The organism is Photobacterium sp. CCB-ST2H9 (assembly GCF_023151555.2).
In the GTDB taxonomy this organism is placed as follows: domain Bacteria; phylum Pseudomonadota; class Gammaproteobacteria; order Enterobacterales; family Vibrionaceae; genus Photobacterium.
The window spans coordinates 1,770,600-1,791,231 of sequence record NZ_CP100425.1; the positions used below are offsets into that span (position 1 = coordinate 1,770,600).

At 45.6% G+C, this 20,632-nt stretch carries 20 protein-coding genes; 15 read left to right on the top strand and 5 right to left on the bottom strand.

The window, feature by feature from the left end:
• Window positions 1-72: 72 nt before the first annotated feature.
• Window positions 73-2,160: an ATP-binding protein gene (locus tag L4174_RS08300; protein WP_248140308.1), complete on the bottom strand. Its 2,088-nt coding sequence runs from the start codon at window positions 2,158-2,160 to the stop codon at window positions 73-75.
• 5 nt (window positions 2,161-2,165) lie between these two features.
• The gene (locus L4174_RS08305; protein WP_248140310.1) at window positions 2,166-3,335 is read right to left on the bottom strand and encodes an FIST signal transduction protein; all 1,170 of its coding nucleotides are present in this window, start codon (window positions 3,333-3,335) and stop codon (window positions 2,166-2,168) included.
• Window positions 3,336-3,489: 154 nt separating this feature from the next.
• On the opposite strand from L4174_RS08305, the gene L4174_RS08310 reads away from it, so the two are divergent.
• Window positions 3,490-4,179: an SDR family NAD(P)-dependent oxidoreductase gene (locus L4174_RS08310; RefSeq protein WP_248140312.1), complete on the top strand. Its 690-nt coding sequence runs from the start codon at window positions 3,490-3,492 to the stop codon at window positions 4,177-4,179.
• Between the two features lie 77 nt (window positions 4,180-4,256).
• On the opposite strand, the gene L4174_RS08315 is transcribed toward L4174_RS08310, so the two are convergent.
• The gene (locus L4174_RS08315; RefSeq protein WP_248140315.1) at window positions 4,257-4,688 is read right to left on the bottom strand and encodes a hypothetical protein; all 432 of its coding nucleotides are present in this window, start codon (window positions 4,686-4,688) and stop codon (window positions 4,257-4,259) included.
• A 273-nt stretch (window positions 4,689-4,961) separates the two neighbouring features.
• Between L4174_RS08315 and ccoN the strand changes: the two genes are divergently transcribed.
• From ccoN to L4174_RS08385, 14 genes are all read left to right on the top strand, one after another.
• Window positions 4,962-6,389, top strand: a complete 1,428-nt coding sequence (ccoN, locus tag L4174_RS08320) for a cytochrome-c oxidase, cbb3-type subunit I (protein WP_248140317.1) — start codon at window positions 4,962-4,964, stop codon at window positions 6,387-6,389.
• Between the two features lie 12 nt (window positions 6,390-6,401).
• The gene (ccoO, locus tag L4174_RS08325) at window positions 6,402-7,010 is read left to right on the top strand and encodes a cytochrome-c oxidase, cbb3-type subunit II (protein ID WP_036751999.1); all 609 of its coding nucleotides are present in this window, start codon (window positions 6,402-6,404) and stop codon (window positions 7,008-7,010) included.
• Between the two features lie 9 nt (window positions 7,011-7,019).
• Window positions 7,020-7,196, top strand: coding sequence for a CcoQ/FixQ family Cbb3-type cytochrome c oxidase assembly chaperone (locus tag L4174_RS08330; protein WP_248140319.1), 177 nt, complete (start codon window positions 7,020-7,022; stop codon window positions 7,194-7,196).
• Window positions 7,197-7,198: 2 nt separating this feature from the next.
• Window positions 7,199-8,176 (top strand): cytochrome-c oxidase, cbb3-type subunit III, encoded by a 978-nt coding sequence (ccoP, locus tag L4174_RS08335; RefSeq protein ID WP_248140320.1) that lies wholly within the window; start codon window positions 7,199-7,201, stop codon window positions 8,174-8,176.
• A 121-nt stretch (window positions 8,177-8,297) separates the two neighbouring features.
• Window positions 8,298-8,789 (top strand): FixH family protein, encoded by a 492-nt coding sequence (locus L4174_RS08340; RefSeq protein ID WP_248140321.1) that lies wholly within the window; start codon window positions 8,298-8,300, stop codon window positions 8,787-8,789.
• A complete protein-coding gene (locus L4174_RS08345) occupies window positions 8,786-11,164 on the top strand; it encodes a heavy metal translocating P-type ATPase (protein ID WP_248140322.1) in 2,379 nt (792 codons plus the stop codon). Before L4174_RS08340 ends, L4174_RS08345 begins: the two co-directional genes overlap by 4 nt.
• Window positions 11,157-11,354, top strand: coding sequence for a cbb3-type cytochrome oxidase assembly protein CcoS (gene ccoS / locus L4174_RS08350; protein ID WP_248140323.1), 198 nt, complete (start codon window positions 11,157-11,159; stop codon window positions 11,352-11,354). Before L4174_RS08345 ends, ccoS begins: the two co-directional genes overlap by 8 nt.
• Window positions 11,351-12,028 carry a sulfite exporter TauE/SafE family protein gene (locus L4174_RS08355; RefSeq protein WP_248140324.1) on the top strand — a complete coding sequence of 226 codons (678 nt, stop codon included), beginning with the start codon at window positions 11,351-11,353 and terminating at the stop codon, window positions 12,026-12,028. The genes ccoS and L4174_RS08355 overlap by 4 nt, the downstream gene beginning before the upstream one ends.
• A 75-nt stretch (window positions 12,029-12,103) precedes the next feature.
• Complete coding sequence (locus tag L4174_RS08360) at window positions 12,104-12,853, top strand: FNR family transcription factor (protein ID WP_248140325.1); 750 nt, start codon at window positions 12,104-12,106, stop codon at window positions 12,851-12,853.
• A 165-nt stretch (window positions 12,854-13,018) separates the two neighbouring features.
• Window positions 13,019-13,969, top strand: coding sequence for a universal stress protein UspE (uspE, locus tag L4174_RS08365; protein ID WP_248140326.1), 951 nt, complete (start codon window positions 13,019-13,021; stop codon window positions 13,967-13,969).
• Between the two features lie 648 nt (window positions 13,970-14,617).
• Entirely contained in the window at window positions 14,618-15,325 is a 708-nt protein-coding gene (locus L4174_RS08370; RefSeq protein WP_248140327.1) for a hypothetical protein, read from the top strand.
• A 23-nt stretch (window positions 15,326-15,348) separates the two neighbouring features.
• Window positions 15,349-16,212, top strand: a complete 864-nt coding sequence (locus tag L4174_RS08375; RefSeq protein ID WP_248140328.1) for a hypothetical protein — start codon at window positions 15,349-15,351, stop codon at window positions 16,210-16,212.
• 347 nt (window positions 16,213-16,559) lie between these two features.
• The gene (ttcA, locus tag L4174_RS08380) at window positions 16,560-17,489 is read left to right on the top strand and encodes a tRNA 2-thiocytidine(32) synthetase TtcA (protein ID WP_248140329.1); all 930 of its coding nucleotides are present in this window, start codon (window positions 16,560-16,562) and stop codon (window positions 17,487-17,489) included.
• Between the two features lie 437 nt (window positions 17,490-17,926).
• Window positions 17,927-19,414 (top strand): carboxypeptidase M32, encoded by a 1,488-nt coding sequence (locus tag L4174_RS08385; RefSeq protein ID WP_248140330.1) that lies wholly within the window; start codon window positions 17,927-17,929, stop codon window positions 19,412-19,414.
• Between the two features lie 47 nt (window positions 19,415-19,461).
• On the opposite strand, the gene L4174_RS08390 is transcribed toward L4174_RS08385, so the two are convergent.
• Together L4174_RS08390 and L4174_RS08395 are read right to left on the bottom strand one after the other, a co-directional pair.
• Window positions 19,462-20,148 (bottom strand): RES family NAD+ phosphorylase, encoded by a 687-nt coding sequence (locus L4174_RS08390; protein WP_248140331.1) that lies wholly within the window; start codon window positions 20,146-20,148, stop codon window positions 19,462-19,464.
• Between the two features lies 1 nt (window position 20,149).
• Entirely contained in the window at window positions 20,150-20,554 is a 405-nt protein-coding gene (locus L4174_RS08395; RefSeq protein WP_248140332.1) for an MbcA/ParS/Xre antitoxin family protein, read from the bottom strand.
• Window positions 20,555-20,632 lie beyond the last annotated feature (78 nt).

The following is a 20,632-nucleotide window of genomic DNA, read 5'->3' on the forward strand; positions in this document are numbered from 1 at the left end:
CCTGGTCCTTCAATCTTAAGTGGAATAACCTGACAGACAAACGCCTAGCGTTTGTCTGTGGAAAGATGAGAATTATTCTGTCACCGAGACAATTTCAGCATACTCACTTAACATTTTATCAAGTTCCGGAACGCGGATTGGTTTTGCTAAAAATCCATCCATTCCAGCTTCCCGGTACTCGACCTGATCAGAATGCATGGCGTTTGCCGTCAAAGCGATAATCGGAAGCTCGCACTGTTTTTCTCTGAGCTTTCGGGTTGCTTCCATACCATCCATAACAGGCATGGAAATATCCATCAGAATCAAATCGAATTGCGTTGGCGATGCCATAACCATATCCAAAGCCATCTGGCCATGATCGGCAACCTGTACTTTGTGTCCTCGCTTCTCGAGCATTAGTTTTGCAACCATCTGGTTTGTCTTGCTGTCTTCGGCTAACAAAATAGAAAGCGATCGACTCTGAGTGGTTTTGGGCTTCAGTGTCTGTTCTTCTTGCTGTGTTTCAACCACAGTGATCGGCAAGAAAACAGTAAAGCAGCTTCCTTGCCCGAGCTGACTTTGAAGTGAAATTCTTCCCTGCATTTTCTCAATGAGATGCCGGCTAATTGCCAAACCAAGACCCGTGCCGCCATAACGCCGAGTGATGCTGCCATCTGCTTGCACAAATGGATTGAACAGATTCTTCTGTGCTTCTGCAGAAATACCAATGCCCGTATCAATCACTTTTACCGTGACTTCATTATTCTCTGTTGCGACAGCAACTTTGACTGAACCCTGATCCGTAAATTTAATGGCGTTCCCGATCAAATTGAACATGACTTGGGTGACACGGTTTTTATCACCAAGCATCCTTGCCGGCACAGCTGGATCAACACTGACACTCAGAGTGATATCTTTCTTCATGGCCTGATCTTCAAGCTGCTCAACCACAAGACTGACGCAATCCGTAACAGACATCGGCTCCAGATATAAATCGAATTTACCAGATTCAATACGGGACAAATCCAGAATGTCATTAATAATAGTCAGAAGAAGCTGGGCAGACTGCTCCATCTGATTGATCCATTTCAATTGATTGGCATCGAGGCCTGAATCAGCCAGTGTATCCATCAAACCAAGAACCGCATTCAACGGAGTACGTATCTCATGGCTCATCATCGCCAGAAATTGTGACTTGGCTGCGTTCGCTGATTCCGCTTGTTGCCGGGCCTGTTGTAACTCAACCAGCCGTTGCTTCTTGTTGGTAATGTCTTTCGCCGTACCCCGGTAGCCTCTTAACTCACCATGCTTATTGAAATATGGACTGGCACTGAAACTAATCCATGCCCCACCCTCAATGCCTGGTAACTGCCATTCAAGATCTTCAAAATCTTCATTTTTAAGCAGCTTGTGCCGCAGCTTAGTCTGAAAATCTTTGTCGTCATCAAATAAATCCAAAAGGCTTTTTTTATCAATCACGTGGTTGGACAGATCAGGAGCCGAAATGTAGGTAAAACGAAATTCTGTGTCGATCTCCCAAAACCAGTCACCAACTGTATTCGCAAAGTCTTTGAATCGTTGCTGGCTGTGTAGCAGTTCTTGTGTTCTGACCGTGACCAGAGTTTGCAGTCTTTCCCGGTAATCGATATCAATGATGGCACGCTCAAGTAACGGTCTGAAACGCGCGAGAACCCGTTTACAGGCGGAACCAAATTGTCCTGGTTCAGAATGAATAAACAGGAGTAACGCGTCTCCGGAGCTGACTTTGACGCCGGTCATCAAAACGGAACGACATAAGGCAAGTTTATCTTTAGATAACCTCTTGAATTCAGAAACCTGTGCAGGATCAAACAGCGCGATACTTTCACCATTAATCGCCCGGATAAAGGTTTGATTGACTTCCCAGTTGCAGCCTTCGAAATGAACACAGGTCGTAACAAGCTCTTCAAGTTGAGAGGATTCATCTTCCCGAGTCAGTACCAGGGCGTGTTCAAAACCAATATACTTACGCAAAACGGCCAGCAGACTGTTAAATACCTGACGCTTATTATTTGCGCCAGCCATTGCAGACATGCCAGCCAGAATTGCCGAGTATTCGTCTCTGAGTTGTTTTTCCCGTTCCTGGCTTCTCAGCAATGCAAGCAGGGTTTCCTGTAAAGTCTCTGTTTCTTTCCCTGTCATGCTTTTCATTCCCGGTAAAATAAAACTTTAGATATCATCAAATTGCCGTGCTCATTCTCACCACCGACAAACTGCCCCTGCTCGCCGAAGGTAAATGGACAAATGTATGGCGCGTCACACATAGCCTGCCGCATTTTTTCAGCAACCTGCGCCATTCTTGGCTTCACCTGAAGCATACAGCCTGCACAATAAATACTGATGCCACCAATCGCCTCAATTTGGTGATGACTTTCTACCAGTCCGCCAACATCACGACCAGCACGATTTACCAAATTGTCTTCTGTGCCCGTCATCAGATAAAAACGTTCTCCTTCCTTTATAGAAGCAAATAACGTAATTCCGCCACGTTCAGTAACTGAATTGGGATGAGCCAGTTTAAAATAAGGTAAATCATGTAAGATTCCGGCAACCCGCCCCAACGGGTACAAGGCTGAAAGAGACATGATCGATTCGTTGTAGTTTAACGAATGCTCTATCCATTCCTCATAGACTTCTTTAGCGGGCCGGTGATCAAGTTCGATCAGTTCCCTGCCGTCAACCTTAGTCGCAACCGCAGACAGCCCTGTTTTCGCATACCCGGAATGAAATGAAAAACTGACTTCGCAAGTTGGATAGAAGACACTGACTGCGACCCCTTCAGAAGAGGTATGGTCCTGAGTAAAAAGCTGCCATTGACCTGCAACATTTGCATCGGCTGCACTGCCGCCGATAATGGGAACCGGCGTACCGAACTCCTGAGAGATTGCTTCGATCGCTTCTTCTTCTGCGCCAGGGCTGGCGTGCAATAAAATCATTGAAGGCAGCTCGCCTAAACGGCCCGTGTTTTGGATTGCTTTTAATACGGCTTGCCGGGCCATTTGCCCTGGCCTTTGGTGTGTGGAAACCAATGCCGAGCCATAAGCGCCGTTAAAATCAAAAACGGCCCAAAGACCAATCACGGTATCAGGAAAATATCCTAATTCTGTCAAAATGCCCTGGCAGGATGAACACCCTAAGATCTGAGTATCAGGGAAGTCGGCAACGAGCTGCTGCCTGATGAGATTGGCATCTTCATGTCCGGAAAAGTAAACCAGCAGAAGGCTGGGACGAACCAGCCTGGCTTTGAGTTTTTCAACGGCTTCGCCAATTGCTGACTCTGTATCACCCAAGGTGGAGTAACTGGTAAGGATTTCCATGCTTCATTCGCGGCTGTTAGTGTATCTTCCTCATGATAGACAGTTTCAATTTGAGGATCAGCAGACGATTGAATTTTTATTAAAAAATCTCTTAAGTCTGCGGACAAGCTACCGTTATTACTAGGTAGCAATTCTTCACAGAGCAGATACGGACATGACAAAGCAACCAGTAATCATCGTAACAGAAGGAACAACAGCGTTAGGCAAACGTATCTGTAAAGAGATCGCTGCGACGCAGTCGATTGTCATCGCGTTAAGTAATGATGAAAATGCAGGTTATGACCTCGTGGCAGAGGATCCGAGAGTGCGGTTCCGAAAGGCTGATTGCTACAAAGAGTCTGACATTCAATCTGTGGTGCAAGAAATTCAGTCGCAGTTTGGTCGACTGGATGCATTAGTAAATAACCCGCCACTGACTCCGCCTGGTCATGATATCTCGTTCACAGAGCTGGATCTGCTCGACTGGAATCAGGCCTTACATCAACAGATAACTGCCCCCCTATTTACAGCCAGACTGTGTTTCCCCTTACTCAAAACAACCCAGGGTGTAATTGTCCATGTCGTTCCTACCCCGCAGGACACAGCAGTGAACAATGAAGTACTCTCCGTCTGCAGTCATGGTTTGATCGGCCTGACTGAGTCGATGGCGAACAGTTTGTCGCCAGATGTCAGGGTACATGCTGCATGTTACTCTCTGAACAGTAAAAACGATGATAAAACTGATGCAAATCAATTTAGTGATGTCGCGGCTATGGTACGTTTTTTAGTTAGCAAAGAAACTGCTCACATGAATGGTCAGGTCTTTAAAGTATCAAATCGAGTTTTTGATAAAAAAGCCATTTAAACTCATCATCAGAAATCAAATCATGAAAAGTTGATTAAAATAATCATATCTACATGTTTAATATGAATTATTTTGATCTAAAAAATCAATATATAAACACCTTCGTCAGACTCAATTCTGACTTTCCATCCTGAGGTCATCGCAGAGCTTTCAGGCAGAGAAAAGTTACCTTGTATGAAATACTTAGTAACATTTAAAACAATAGTCTCTGCCTGAGTGACATTTGCGGGGGAAATCAGCACCGCATGAGACACAACAAAGTCCAAAGGCAACTGCAACTGGTATTGATTCCCCCCTTTTTCAGGAAGCTGAATTAAGCGAATTTCCATCTTCCTTTTTGATATATCTTCAACACATTCTCCCGACTCCTTTTGGCACAAAACAGAGACTTCCTCTGCAGGCCTCACCTCTTTATATGTAATTGTTCTCCATACAAATGCTGTGATCAGCACAGCAAGTAAGACCAGAATTTGAATCAGTCGGGCTTTTGTTAATTTTTGAGCTGCCATGATTGTATACATTTCCCATGTTACAGAGTTCAAACTTTTCACATAAAAATAGTGAGCGATAACAAGTGCGTTGCCATCGCACTGTCATTCATTTCTCATCTCAAGTATTATGCGTGCTGAAAATGCCACTTTTACAACAAAATAGCAATTTCTGTGTCGAATTGGTTATAAAAACAACACAGCATATAGCTAAGCTTTGGGTGGCATTGCGAAATGAAGTTGTTCGCAAAGAAACAAGAGTGTAGTTGAAAATTTTTAGTGGAAGCATGCAACATGAGCCAAGTAAAGCAGCTTGATCAAAACTACAACTATACGGTCGTTCGTCAATTCACTATAGCCACCATACTGTGGGGAATTGTCGGAATGAGCGTTGGTGTATTTATTGCCGCTCAGTTGGTATGGCCGGCACTTAACTTTGACACCCCTTGGTTGACATACAGCCGTCTGCGTCCGCTGCATACCAATGCAGTGATTTTCGCATTCGGTACCAGTGCGCTGTTCGCGACATCCTATTATGTCGTTCAACGTACATGTCAAACCACGTTGTTTGGTGGCAAGTTAGCGTCGTTTACCTTCTGGGGCTGGCAAGCCGTCATCCTGTCAGCAGCGATTTCGCTGCCAATGGGATTCACAACCAGTAAAGAATATGCTGAGCTGGAGTGGCCAATCGATGTGCTGATTGCTGTCGTATGGGTTGCTTACGCTGTCGTATTCTTCGGGACCATGATTAAACGAAAGACCTCCCACATTTATGTGGCAAACTGGTTCTTCGGTGCCTTCATCCTGACAGTGGCTGTGCTGCACATTGTAAATAGTATGGCAATTCCGGTCTCTATGACGAAGTCATACTCGGTTTACTCTGGTGCTGTCGATGCCATGGTTCAGTGGTGGTACGGTCACAACGCAGTAGGTTTCCTCCTTACTGCCGGCTTCCTGGGAATGATGTACTACTTCGTTCCTAAGCAAGCTGGTCGTCCTGTTTATTCCTACCGCTTGTCTATCGTGCACTTCTGGGCACTGATTTCTCTGTACATCTGGGCAGGCCCTCACCACCTGCACTACACCGCTTTGCCAGACTGGACTCAGTCTCTGGGTATGGTGATGTCTCTGGTACTGTTTGCACCATCCTGGGGTGGTATGATCAACGGTATCATGACGCTGTCAGGCGCATGGCATAAACTGCGTTATGACCCAATCCTGCGCTTCCTGGTTGTTTCTCTGTCGTTCTACGGCATGTCAACCTTCGAAGGCCCAATGATGGCAATTAAGACAGTCAACGCCCTGTCCCACTATACCGACTGGACAATCGGCCATGTACACTCCGGTGCATTAGGCTGGGTTGCAATGGTTTCCATTGGTTCGGTTTATCACCTGATTCCAAAACTCTTTGGCCAAGAACGTATGTACTCAATCAAACTGATTAACGTGCATTTCTGGCTGGCAACTATTGGTACAGTTCTGTACATCGTTGCAATGTGGATCTCTGGTGTGATGCAAGGTCTGATGTGGCGTGCGGTGAATACTGACGGTACGTTGACTTATAGCTTTGTTGAAGCCCTACAAGCATCTTATCCGTTCTACTTCGTGCGTTTCTGCGGTGGTTTGGTCTTTGTAACAGGCATGCTCTTAATGGCTTACAACGCATATAAGACGATTGTCGCACCCAAAGACAGCCTGAAAGCCGTAGAGCAACCAGCTTAAGGAGTACAACAGATGAGCTTTCGTCACGAACTTGTAGAAAAAAATGCTGGTTTGCTGGCCATTCTGATTGTCATTGCAATCAGCTTTGGTGCCCTGGTTGAAATCACACCGCTGATTTATCAGGAGCAAACCACTGAGCCTGTTGAAAACCTGCGCCCATATACCGCCCTGGAAATGGAAGGCCGTGATATTTACATCCGTGAAGGTTGTACCGTATGTCACAGCCAGATGGTTCGTCCGTTCCGTTCAGAAACAGAACGTTACGGCCATTATTCCGTTGCCGGTGAAAGTGTTTGGGAACACCCATTCCTGTGGGGTTCAAAACGTACAGGTCCTGACCTGGCGCGTGTTGGTGGTCGTTATTCAGATGAATGGCATCGAGTCCACCTTCGTAACCCACGCGATGTCGTTCCTGAATCTAACATGCCTGGTTTCCCTTGGCTGGAAACGAACACGTTAGATGGAAAAATCACCTCTAAAAAGCTGGCATTATTCCGTGATAAGTTCGGTGTTCCCTACACTGATGAGCAAATCGCAAAAGCTGGTGATGATGTGAAAGGCAAGACTGAAATGGACGCACTTATTGCTTACCTTCAGTCGTTAGGTCACGCGATGAAATAAGGAGGCACCATGGATATTGGAACCATTCATAGCATTTGGACAGTCATCCTGTTCGCTAGCTTTATTGGTATTGTCCTTTGGGCCTACAGTAAACGCCGTAAATCTCAATTCGACGAAGCTGCAAACCTTGTGTTTGCCGACGAAGAACTGGATATGGCCACGCGTGAAAAAGACAGGAGCAAATAAGAATGTCTACGTTTTGGAGTATATGGGTCTCAGTCATCACGCTTGGCACCTTAGCCGCGATGGCAGGTCTTCTGATCTGGTGTAGCCGCGACAAAATGGGTGTAGAAGAAGGTGAAGACATGGGACACGAATACGATGGTATTCGTGAAATTAACAACCCACTGCCTAAGTGGTGGTCTTACATGTTTTGGGGGACCATCATTTTCTCACTGGTTTATCTGGCGCTTTATCCGGGCTTAGGTAATTTCAAAGGTTTGTTTGGTTGGCAGAGTTCAGATCAAACAGTTCGTACTGTCGCTGAGTCAAAAGCTTCTATTGCAAACGCCCAGCAACAACAAGAACTGAACCAGTATGCCAAAGAGCTGGGTGATGCTGAGCAATCCTACGGTGAGCTGTTTAAGACACTGGCTTATGATGAGTCTGGTAATCATCTTCGTCCAATCGAAGCGATTGCAGCAGATTCAGAAGCCCGTCGTGTTGGCCAGCGTCTGTTCCTGCAGAACTGTGCTCAGTGCCATGGCTCTGATGCTCGTGGTCAGCAAGGATTCCCGAATCTGACAGACAACGACTGGCTGTACGGTGGTGAACCTGAGACGATCAAGACAACCATCATGCATGGCCGTCAAGGTGCAATGCCTGCGTGGATTGACACTTTAGGTGAAGACGGTGTACAAGAAGTAGCCAGCTATGTTCTGAGCCTGTCTGGACGTAAAGTAAATGCCAAAGAAGCTGCTGCAGGTAAACAACGCTTTGTTGTCTGTGCTGCCTGCCATGGTACTGACGGTAAAGGTAACCCGGCTTTCGGTGCACCTGACCTGACAGATAACACCTGGCTGTTTGGCGGTTCACGTCGTGCGGTTGTTGAGACGATCACTCACGGTCGTCAAGGTGTTATGCCAGCATGGGAGCATATTCTGGGTGAAGAAAAAATCCAGCTTATCTCTGCATATGTCTGGGGTCTGAGCAACAGCGAACAGTAATTCATATTTCTGTTACGAATCAGTTGATTGTTGACGTTTGCTGACAATTTCACTGAAGATATGCCACTGAGCCCCTGCTAAAATCAGGGGCTCTTTTTATAGATTCGATAAAGGATTCACAATGCAAAAACCATGGTATAAGCAGTTTTGGCCTTGGTTCATAATTGCGATCCCAACCATCTCTGTCGTCTACAGTATGACGGCACTGTATGTCTTCTCGCAGAACAAGGTCGATTTAGTTGCTGAGGATTATTACAAGAAAGGAAAAGGAATCAATCAGGACTTTTCCCGACTTCGTGTTTCTGACGCTCTGAAAATCCAGGCGAATATCAGCGTGAGCGACACCGATATCGTTCTCCGTCTGAACAAGGGTGAATTGAAGTCCTTCCCGACTTTACGTGTGATGTTTACGCACCGAACGCTGGCTGAAAAAGACTTCACTCAAATGATCAGCCCGGATATGCAAGGGAATTATCGTTTCTCCGCTCCGGAGTCAATTGACGGTCCCTGGTTTGTTGAAGTTGAGCCTTTCAAAGGCGACTGGATGCTGAATGGTCGTTTGAATCTCCCCTCATCTGACCCGATTCCACTTTATGGACAGAAGCAAAGATGAGTGAATCTTGCTACCACTGTGGTGATCCGGTTCCACAAGATACTCATTTGAATGTCGAGATCCTGGGAGAGGCACGAAGTATGTGCTGCCCGGGATGCGAAGCTGTTGCACAGACTATCGTCGATAGTGGTTTAACATCTTATTACGAGTATCGTACAGTCACAGCAGATAAAGCCGATTTGGTGCCTCAACAACTACAATCTTTGTCTCTCTACGATAACGAAGATATTCAGCAGGATTTTGTCCGATCCAGTGAGAATGCAAACGAAGTGACATTGTCACTCGAAGGTGTCTCTTGCGCGGCCTGTGCATGGTTGATTGAAAAGCAGCTCAAACGTGAACATGGGGTGCTCAATATTCGGGTAAACACAACGACGCATCGTGCCTTGCTCAGTTGGGATCCTGCTCAAGCAAAACTCAGCCAACTCTTATCTGCGATACATCGTCTCGGGTACAAAGCGGCTCCTTTTGAAGCTGATAATCAGGAACAGCATTACCATCAGACAATGAAGAACTACCTGTACCGGCTGGGCATTGCTGGTCTGGCAACGATGCAAGTCATGATGCTGGCGGTAGCGCTGTACTTTGAAGTTTTCGGTGATCTTGATGAAAGCTTCAGAAATTATTTCCGCTGGGTAAGCCTTTTATTTGCAACCCCTGTCCTGCTCTATTCCGCATTACCCTTTTATCTCAATGCCTGGCGGAATCTGAGAGCCAGAGCACTGGGTATGGACGTTCCCGTCTCTATCGCTCTGATTTTTGCTTACGTAGCCAGTTTTTATGCAACAGTCACAGAGAAAGGTGAAGTCTTCTTTGAATCTATTTCGATGTTCACTTTCTTCTTATTGATTGGGCGTTACCTGGAAATGCGAGCAAGGCGTAAAGCTGCTGCTGCCAGTGCGAATCTGCTCAAACTTATCCCGGCCATGGCCAATCTCGCCGATGGCAGTCAGATTGCAGCAAAAAGTCTGAAAGTAGGTGACGTTGTCACCATTCTGCCCGGAGAGAGCCTACCTGCAGACGGCGTGATTGTTTCAGGAAGCAGCGTGATTGATGAATCCATGCTGACAGGCGAGCCATTACCTGTTCGCAGAATCAGTGGTGAAGATGTCTACGCAGGTACGATAAATGGTGATGGCAACCTGAATATTCAAGTGACCCAGGATCGCCAGCATTCTCTGATCTCGTATATCATTCGCCTCCAGGACGAAGCTCAGGCATCAAAACCCAAGATTGCTGAATTAGCCGATGTTGTCGCGCGATATTTTGTCGCCACAATTCTGATGATTGCAGCCGGCACCTGGCTATACTGGCATCAGACCAGGCCCGACGATGCCCTTTGGATTACACTGGCTGTTTTGGTCGCCACCTGCCCTTGTGCCTTATCGCTGGCAACACCGACAGCGCTGACGTGTGCAACGTCCCGTATTGGACGTCTCGGTATTTTGTTAAGACGCGGCCATGTTCTGGAAACCTTATGTAATATCAATCAGCTTGTGATTGATAAAACCGGGACCCTCACAGAAGGCAATGTCCGAATTGTAACAACGGCGTGTTTCTCTCACCAGAGTGAAGCTGAAGTTCTTTCAATCTCAGCCGAACTTGAACGCTTTGCGAATCACCCGATTGCCAGAGCATTTTCATCTCACCGAAACTCCGATTTTTCGTTTGATGAGGTGATCAATGAAGTCGGTTTTGGGCTGAAAGGATATCGCAATGGCCAGGAGTGGCGAATTGGTAAAGCATCATTTGCGCTTTTTAATCAAGCCCAGATGCCAAACGAAGAGGATTTTCAGGTCTGGCTGACTTGTGATGGACAGGCAATCGCCGCTTTCAAACTGGATGATCCGATTCGCCCTGACAGTAAAGCATTAATCAGTGCCTTTCAGTCGGAAGGAATTCAGGTCACCATGCTGACAGGTGATCATTCAGACAACGCTACACGCGTCGCTGAACAACTCGCTGTCGATAAGCTGGTAAGCGGGGCGACACCACAAGGCAAACTGAATTATCTGCAGGAACTGGATAAGCATCAGATTACTCTGATGATTGGTGATGGTGTCAATGATGCGCCTGTGTTGGCTGGAGCGCATTTGTCACTGGCGATGGGCAGCGGTACTGACATTGCAAAATCGTCTGCAGACATGGTGCTCTTAGGAGACCACCTCAGCCGGATACTGGAAGCACGCAAACTTGCGATGAAAACACGCAAGATCATACGCGAGAATCTGTCATGGGCGTTAGGCTATAACCTTGTTATTCTACCCCTGGCGGTTGCAGGTCTGGTTGCCCCTTACATTGCGGTTTTGGGCATGTCGGCCAGTTCCATCATTGTTGTGTCCAATTCACTGAGGTTATTAAAAGAAGATGGCTAGCCTTTATCTGCTGATTCCAATTGCAATCATTTTCGTCTGTATTGCGGTTGCTGTGTTTATCTGGGCAGTGAAATCAGAACAGTTTGAAGACCTCGAAAGACAGGGGTATGACATTCTGTTTGATGAAAATGATGACAATTCAAAGCCTGATCATCTTTCCAAAGCGTCTGAAGCAGAGAAAAAACAGTGACAACAGATTTCTTTGCCGCTTTTGCGATTGGCCTGCTGGGTGCAGGCCATTGTCTTGGCATGTGCGGCGGTATTGCTGCTGCCATCACGCTTGGTATGCCAGGTCAGCAACAAGGCCAGCGCTTTCCTTTCCTGTTGTTGTATAACGCTGGTCGTCTGGCTTCTTATGCGACCGCAGGTGCGCTCATTGGCGGCGCCGTCGCTGGCATGGCATCGTTCAGTGGTATCAGCTCCGCCCTTCTCTATCTGCGTCTGTGCGCGGCTCTGATGATGATCCTGCTGGCGCTTTATATTGGCCAATGGTGGCAAGGCATAACTAAAATCGAATTTTTAGGGCAATCGCTGTGGCGTCGCATTTCACCTTTTGCGAAATCGATGTTGCCGCTGAAATCCCCCATTGCTGCTTTTCCATTTGGTCTCATTTGGGGCTGGCTCCCCTGTGGTTTGGTTTATTCGACCCTCAGTTGGGCAGCTGTCGCCGGGAATGCCGTTTCGGGTGCGATGGTTATGCTGGCATTCGGACTGGGAACCCTGCCCGCAATGCTACTGGTTGGCGCCATGGCGGAAAGGCTCAACCATTGGCTGTCGAATCATATATTTAAAAAAACCAGTGCGTTTATATTAATGAGCTATGGAATTCACACAGGTTATGTAGCAATCACACAGTTTTCGTGATGTTTTATACTCGTCATCGTGAATAAGAGTATGTTAAAGTGAGTCCAGTATCCGAACTTGGTTAGGCCACAGTTTATGAATTCAGATAAAATCCCTACAAAACGTGTGCAGTCTGGTGGATGTGCAATCCATTGCCAGGATTGTAGTATCAGCCAATTATGTATTCCCTTCACACTCAATGACACTGAGCTTGATCAACTCGACAGCATCATTGAGCGTAAGAAGCCAATTCAGAAGGGACAGGAACTGTTCAAAGCCGGGGATGAACTTAAATCGCTGTATGCGATCCGTTCAGGCACAATCAAAACTTACACAATCACAGAACAAGGTGATGAACAGATTACTGCTTTCCATCTTGCAGGTGATCTCGTGGGCTTTGATGCAATTAACAACAATAAGCATCAGAGTTTTGCGCAATCGCTTGAAACATCCATGGTCTGTGAAATTCCTTTTGAAATCCTGGATGATCTCGCCGGCCAGATGCCTAAGCTCAGACAACAAATCATGCGTCTGATGAGCAGTGAGATTAAAAGTGACCAAAACATGATTCTGCTTCTTTCTAAGAAAAATGCAGAAGAACGTCTTGCAGCTTTCCTCTACGATCTGTCTTGCCGCTTCTCTGAGCGAGGCTTCTCCGCCCGCGAGTTCCGTTTAACCATGACGCGGGGTGATATCGGTAATTACCTGGGCCTGACGGTTGAGACAATCAGCCGCCTGCTGGGACGATTCCAGAAAGCCGATATTATTGGTGTTAAAGGTAAGTACATTACGATACTTGACCGCGAGCAGTTAGCCGAACTCGCCGGTGCCAATTTGTGTAAATGATTTTTCTATAAATTGATGGGCTTGATGCCCATCAATTTTTTCTCCAATTCCCTTCCAAACCGCTCCACTAATTCGCAGCAATCCATTACAGTGAATATACTAATCTGAATAAAAACAGTTTTTCAGGTCAGGTCGATTGCTATTCTGTTGAAGAAGGGGGCAGTTATGAACGTATACAAGAATATCCTTGTGGTGGCGGATCCACTTCAGGATCATCAACCAGCCTTATCACGTGCCATACATCTTGCTGAGAAAGCCGACAACGCCCGCATCACCGTTTTTCTCGCTATCTACGATTTTTCATACGAAATGACATCGATGCTCTCTTCGGAAGAGCGACAGGCAATGCGTCGAGGCGTTGTTCAACAAAGAGAAGAGTGGCTAAAAGACATCGTTCGCCCTCATACCAGTACAGGTTTGGACATTGATATTATTGTTGTCTGGCATAACAGACCCTACGAGGCAATTATCGCGGAAGTCTACAGTCAGCATCATGATTTGCTGATTAAAGCGACGCATCAGCACGATAAAATTGGTTCCGTAATATTTACACCGACTGACTGGCACTTATTACGCAAATGCCCCTGCCCTGTGCTTCTTGTGAAAGAACACAGCTGGCCTGAGAACGGGAAAATCCTGGCCTGTGTGAATCTGGCAGCGGAAAACGACACCCATGATGCCCTGAACGAAAAGATCATACATGAAGCGAAATCTTTGGCTGAACTGCTTTGTGCAGAGGTCAATCTGGTCAATGCATACCCTGCGACGCCTGTGAACATTACCATTGAGCTCCCCGAGTTTGATCCGGCAACCTATACTGATGCGGTCCGAGGTCACCACCTCACCACAATGAAAGCCCTCAGACAACAGCATGGAATTGAAGAAGATAAAACCCATGTCGTCGAAGGCTTACCTGAAGACGTCATTCCAAAAGTCGCAGAAGAGTTAGATGCAGAACTCGTGATTTTGGGAACAACCGGTCGAACCGGTCTTTCTGCTGTGTTCATTGGCAATACAGCTGAGCACACGATTGACAGCCTCAATTGCGACTTACTGGCACTCAAACCCGACGGCTATATCAGTCCATTAGACCCGAATCAGTCAAGCGGGCGCTAGCATTTCAATAGCTGCAATGATGATCAGACGCCCGGACTAAATGCCGGGCTGTCAGTTCGATGAATATGTATCGTATCATCATCTTACTCCTATCCAGCGACATTCATGGTTTATTCCTGCGTAGATACCAATAGAAACTAAATAAGAGAAAACAACAACCTCTGTAATTCAACGAGATTCATTATTGATATTAATCCTTCCCATAAAACCAGCACAGTCATGATACTTACACCCTCATCAAAGCAATTTAAATTCATCAAAAAAAGATCTATAGCAAAATATATGAAAAATCATAGATTCAAACACATGCTCATAAAAACAACAGGTTAAAATGAAATATCACAAGCCACCTCTAAAAATTACATATAAATCAACCATCTGTATTGGTTTTGAATAATCATCTTAATTTCATTGAAAACGTGATGTAAACCTTTATTTATAAAAACAGATTATTCAATAAGAAAAACCAGAAAATCATTCATCAACCGAAAACAGAATCTGTAATTCACACGGATATTAACCACCTTAAAACATTAATTTGCCATGGTGTTTAAGTTGAACTAAAGTACCAGAACCTGATGTATTGAACTGATAAAGTTCAAATGGTGCTCGTTAATAATTTGAATCTATTTAATTGAGGAAATAACAATGAGTACTATAGTTTGGAATGACGGTCGTAGCATTGCCTTAACAAAAGGCGACACAGCAACATGTGAAGCACTGAAAAGCGGTCAGCTTTATGCTGTATTTTTATATAATGCAGCTGGAGAGGATCAGGATATTCCGGTAAACGTCAATATCGGTAATGGCTTCCCACCAAAAACTGTCACTGTACCCGGAACCACAGGCAACAATGGCTTAGCTGCTCTGGCATTGATCTCAGGTACCGATACACAAACAGTTTCTATCTCAATCACCAGTCAACAGTCAGGAGCGAAAGTTGATGCATGGATCGGTAGTGTTGGTATGCCAACAAACACTTCTGGTATCGAAAACATGCAATTACCTTTCAATGGTGAGACTCGTTCGTATGGCAGCCGTGATCGTTACTACGCAGTGCCTGAAAGCCGCTGGTACCAGCTGACGATTAATAGTCCGCAAAATCAGTTCATTTCAGTTCAATTCACCGAAAACCAAGCGAAAGTATTTATCAATAACCCTGTGGGTGATCCCGGTAATGTGATTGTGCCAACCGGTACAGTTGCTGAAGGTTCAAGCTACGAAATCGTAAAACCTAAAGGACAACCACAAACAATTACTTATGATGACCAGGGTAATGGCAGACAAAAAGTATGGATGAATGCTGATAGTCAGCAAAACTCATCTGACTCAACAATTGTTGCTCAATATCTGTAAAAAATAATGAGAGGTTGCGTGAAATGGAAAAACCAAAGCAACCTTCTCATAATCAAACCGCTATAATGAATGTGCCCAGGCGTCAATTTCTGATTTCAACGGTTGGAATTGTATGCTTGGGCTTTTCATTCCTTACCAGCTTTCCTGTTATTTCTTCTGAATCGCTGCAAAAAAGTCAAAGCATTATCAATTGGGATGATGGACGACTCATTTATTTGCAGGAAAGTCAAACTGCAACCTGCTCCTCTTTATTAAAAAATCATATATATTGTGTTGTCGTCTATAACGCTTCAGAAAACGATAACGATATTGAATTAACGGTCACTTGGAGCAATCAATACCAACCTGAGATTTTCACCATTCCAGGCACAACAGAACGTCAAGGAAACGCGTCTTTAATTATTGTTTCCGGTGATGATACTTCAACCCTTTCAATCTCTTTATCACAAGGCAATGGAGAACCACTGGAATGTTGGCTGGTGAGCACCGAAATGCCTAAAAACTTAACTCAATTATCAAAAACCGAACTACCCGCGGACGGAAAAATGTACCCGCTGCCAAAACGGAAAATATACAATGTTCAAACAAGCCAGAACTGGTATCAGTTAACGCTGGAGAACGTACAAACCCAATCCGTCATTGCTCAAATTCAGCAACAGAAAATTGTACTTTATATCGTCAACCCGGTTGAGCACCCAAATGTAAATATACTTGCACTGGGCACAGTGAAATCTGGTGATCAATATGTCATTCAGATGCCCCCTTCTGATGAACAGCCACAACGGTTAGAGACATTTGTTCAAGGAGACGGTGAGCAATTGGTTTGGCTTGGCGTGTCTAGTCAGCAGGACCTTGAAAATGCAAAAATTTCATTACAAACCCTGTAGTAAATGCCAATCGGCATAGTCACCAATCTTCATGTTCTCCTGATAATTTCTTCATTAACGGTGAAAACCCCGCTCAGCTTAACTTCGTCTTCCCAGGGATTGGTCGTGTAAACAAACACTTTTTCAGATCATAGGCTTCTGCGCGTTTACGCAAAACATACTGGAATCCATCGCAGGAATCCGTATCATACCCGCCATAATTTTTGCTAAAGGCCAGCAAGTCCGACTTGCGCCTCGAAAGCATGCATTTTTACGATGGCGAACTGTCGATTTAGCAGTTCATCACGCTCAGTGAAATAACCGCCAATAGGTTGAAAGCAATACTATTGGTGTGAAAGAGAGAAACAATGATTCAAGATCAAGAGCTTACAAAATCACAGAAGTATGGTTTTGACAAATTAGCGAAAAAACTGCGCCGCAATACCGGACAGGCCATTGCTGATTTCAACATGATCGAAGATGGCGATCGGATTATGGTCTGCCTGTCTGGTGGTAAAGACAGTTATACCATGCTGGAAATGTTGAGCAGTTTGCAACGCAGTGCGCCTGTTAGTTTTGAATTGATCGCAGTCAACCTTGATCAGAAACAACCTGGTTTCCCTGAGCACATTCTGCCTGAGTACCTGGAGTCAATTGGTGTTCAGTACAAGATTGTCAATGAAGATACCTACTCCATTGTGAAAGAGAAGGTTCCTGAAGGGAAAACAACCTGCTCTCTTTGCTCACGTCTGCGCCGGGGAATTCTGTACCGCACCGCCAAAGAGCTGGGTGCAACCAAGATTGCTCTTGGACACCACCGTGATGACATGCTGGAAACCCTGTTCCTGAATATGTTCTACGGCGGCAAGATGAAAGGTATGCCCCCCAAACTGGTTTCGGATAATGGCGAACACGTTGTGATCCGTCCTTTAGCGTACTGCCGTGAAAAAGACATTGAACGTTACTCGGAAATGAAGGAATTCCCAATCATTCCATGTAACCTTTGCGGTTCACAACCGAATCTTCAGCGTCAGGTGATCAAAGAGATGCTGCGTGACTGGGATAAACGTTATCCGGGCCGGATAGAGACCATGTTTACAGCCATGCAAAATGTGGTGCCATCACATCTGGCAGACTTTAATCTGTTCGATTTCAAATCGATCGACAAAGATTCAGGTGCAATCAACGGTGGCGATATCGCATTTGACCGAGAAGAAATGCCCGCCTCTCCCGCTGCTGCGGATGATGTCAGTGAATTTGATCCGGGTGAAAAACTGAATATCCTTCAGGTCAATTAACCCAAAGTACTCCCTGAGCCGCAGACACTGCGGCTTTTTTAATGTCTGCAGTCATCAGTTTCTCTGAGATTCCATACTTCAATTAAAAGATGATAGCTACAGCATCTATATTTACAGTCAGTCACACTGCATTTTGTAGAAAACATTTAACAAAACACCAAAGTTTTTGTTAAAAACGGACTGGTATATGGTTGTATTATCCGTATCATACTAAGGTACGTTAGATACTTGTCATCATTTGAAGCCGTCTGTTCGCCCGCTGCGCAGATCGTTAAGAACCAGATCGAAACCCAGGGGTTTCTTCCCTGAACATCATTTCATCGATTGAACAAAGTGGCCTTTGGCTGGGTTCTTTATCGCTAGACGCGTTTCAGACAAGTAAGGTTCAAAGTCTGCAGTAGTCCTGCACGCTGCCAAGTCACTATAAAGGATTAAAAATGACTTATTACCAAAAATTGGAGCAACACACTAAGAAGCTCTCAAGAATTCATCATTTATCCTCAATCTGCAGCTGGGATCAAGCTGCAAAAATGCCTGAAGGCGGGAACACTGCGCGCTCAGAAGCCATGGCTGAGCTGGCTTTAATTCACCATGAACTCTCTACCGCTCCTCACCTGAGTGAATGGTTTGAAAAAGCTGAATCTGAGTCTCTGTCCGCTGAACAAAAAATCAGCCTGAAAGAAATGAAGCGCCAGTGGAAAATGGACAACGTCCTTCCCGCAACATTAGTCGAGCAAAAATCTCTGGCCGGCTCAAAATGTGAGCATGCGTGGCGCTCTCAGCGTAAAGAAAACAACTGGCATGAATTCAGCCAGAATCTGGAAAAAGTGGTTCAGCTTGCGCGTGAAGAAGCGCAGATTCGGGCAGAAGCCACAGGATTAAGCCGCTATGACGCGATGCTGGATTTATACGAACCCGGAATGACCTGTGACAAAATTGATCAGATTTTTGGCCAGGTTAAAACCTGGTTACCTTCTCTGATTCAGGATGTCCGGACAAAACAAAGCCATGACGAAGTGTTAGTGCCAAAAGGCCCATTCCCGGTTGAACAGCAAAAGACGCTTAGTCTGGATATCATGGGCAAACTTGGTTTCGACTTCAGGCATGGCCGCCTTGATGTCAGCACCCACCCGTTTTGTGGCGGTGTGCCAACTGATGTTCGCATCACGACGCGTTATGATGAAGACGACTTCACCAGTGCATTAATGGGTGTCATTCATGAAACCGGACATGCTCGTTATGAGCAAGGTCTGCCTGAGCAATGGCTGGACTTCCCTGTCGGCCAGGCACGATCAATGGGAATTCACGAATCTCAGAGCCTGTTCTTCGAAATGCAGCTTTCCCGCTGTAAGCCTTTTATCGAAATTCTGGCGCCTCTCGCGCGTGAAGTATTTGGCCGCAATAACGATAAAGCCCTCAGCACAGAAAACATGGCACTCTTCAATACCCGCGTTGAGCCGGGCTATATTCGTGTCGATGCCGATGAGGTGACCTATCCTGCCCATATTATTCTTCGTTATGAAATTGAGCGTGATTTGATGGAAGGCAAGATTGAAGTCGCTGATATTCCTGAGCTTTGGGATAAGAAAATGACGGAATACCTAGGCCTGTCAACAAAAGGAAACTTCACCGACGGTTGCATGCAGGATATTCACTGGACAGACGGTAGTTTTGGCTACTTCCCTTCCTACACGCTTGGTGCCATGTATGCCGCGCAATTCATGGCCGCTATGCGCCGCGAGATGAATGTTGATAACCTGATCCGCGAACGGAACCTGCAACCTATTTTCAATTGGCTGGACCGACACATCTGGAAAAAAGCCAGCTTCCTCTCTACCGAGGACATCCTGAAAGAGGCGACAGGTGAAACATTGAATCCGGATTACTTCAAGGAACATCTGGTCAGCCGTTACCTTGAAGGTTAAATGAGCTGAATCACTGAAATAAAGGGCCGTTGAGGCCCTTTTTCATTTCAGACCATACTCATTTCAAGCACGGTGTTAATCGCAGTACCATTCCATTTATAGACATAGTGTGCAGACTGGCAGACTTTATGGACCAGATTTGGCTTATAAAGTGCGTAACAATCATGCCCCCGATGACGCACAGATTCATACACAACGCCATCGCTTTTATTTTCTTTCAATGAAACAGCCAGCGCCTGTGAATGGGCATAATGCGTTGGGTGGTACAAATTAGAATCCAAATGAACCTGTGTTGTCAGGTCAGTGAGATCGGCGGTAAACCAAGCCTGAATGCTCCGCATTTGGATATCTTGTGCAGGTTCCCGGGTATATCCGAGAATTCGTTCCATGTGATAGATCGTTTCCTTAATGGAGGTATTCACATCTCGTGACGCATAGTAAGCACCAAAATCAGACGTGTTAAACCGGCCACCGTCAGGGTTCACATGAGTAAAAGCTGCCATCACAAAACTACAGTGCGGGATACCGACTAACCTTTCTTTCGGCGGAACCCTTGAAAAGTCCCCCGTCTCTTCAGATAACCGGGGATTCGTTAAAGCCTCAACTGCAAAAACGGCTTCTAATTGTTCGGGATCGGCAACATCTTCATATAGATTGATCGGAGGATACTTTGAAGGGATCAGCCTGAAACAGACCTGATCATTAAAATGCTGAATATTGTCATCATTCGGCATATCAGGATCGTCCTCCTCGCCAGGCATTCAATCGCGATGCAACTTCGTACAAGTCTGCCACCCGGCCCTGAGACATCACATCCATTGCACTTCGGCCAGCGAAGAATGGGTGACTGTTTGGCTTTTGAACCCATCGATAGACACTGTCTTCACTGGTGAACAAAATTCTCAGACATTTATGAATGTTCAGCAGATAACTCATTCTTTCCAGCAGATCCTTCGAGACTTTGGCTGACTCAGGATTTGAACGGTATTTATTCAGTGTTGAGCGACTGGATAAACCCAGCAACGCCATCTGTTGGTTCTGATTACAGTCCCATTTGTCCAGAATGTTGAAGACAACGGGTAGCACTTTGTTACCCGCATTCTCAATCGGCTCATTGGCAGCAACGGAATGCGTACTCATGATCCTCTCCCACCATGCTTATTAATAGACATATTATAGCACAATGTTTATGAATGGACATTCATCCGCATATTGGGA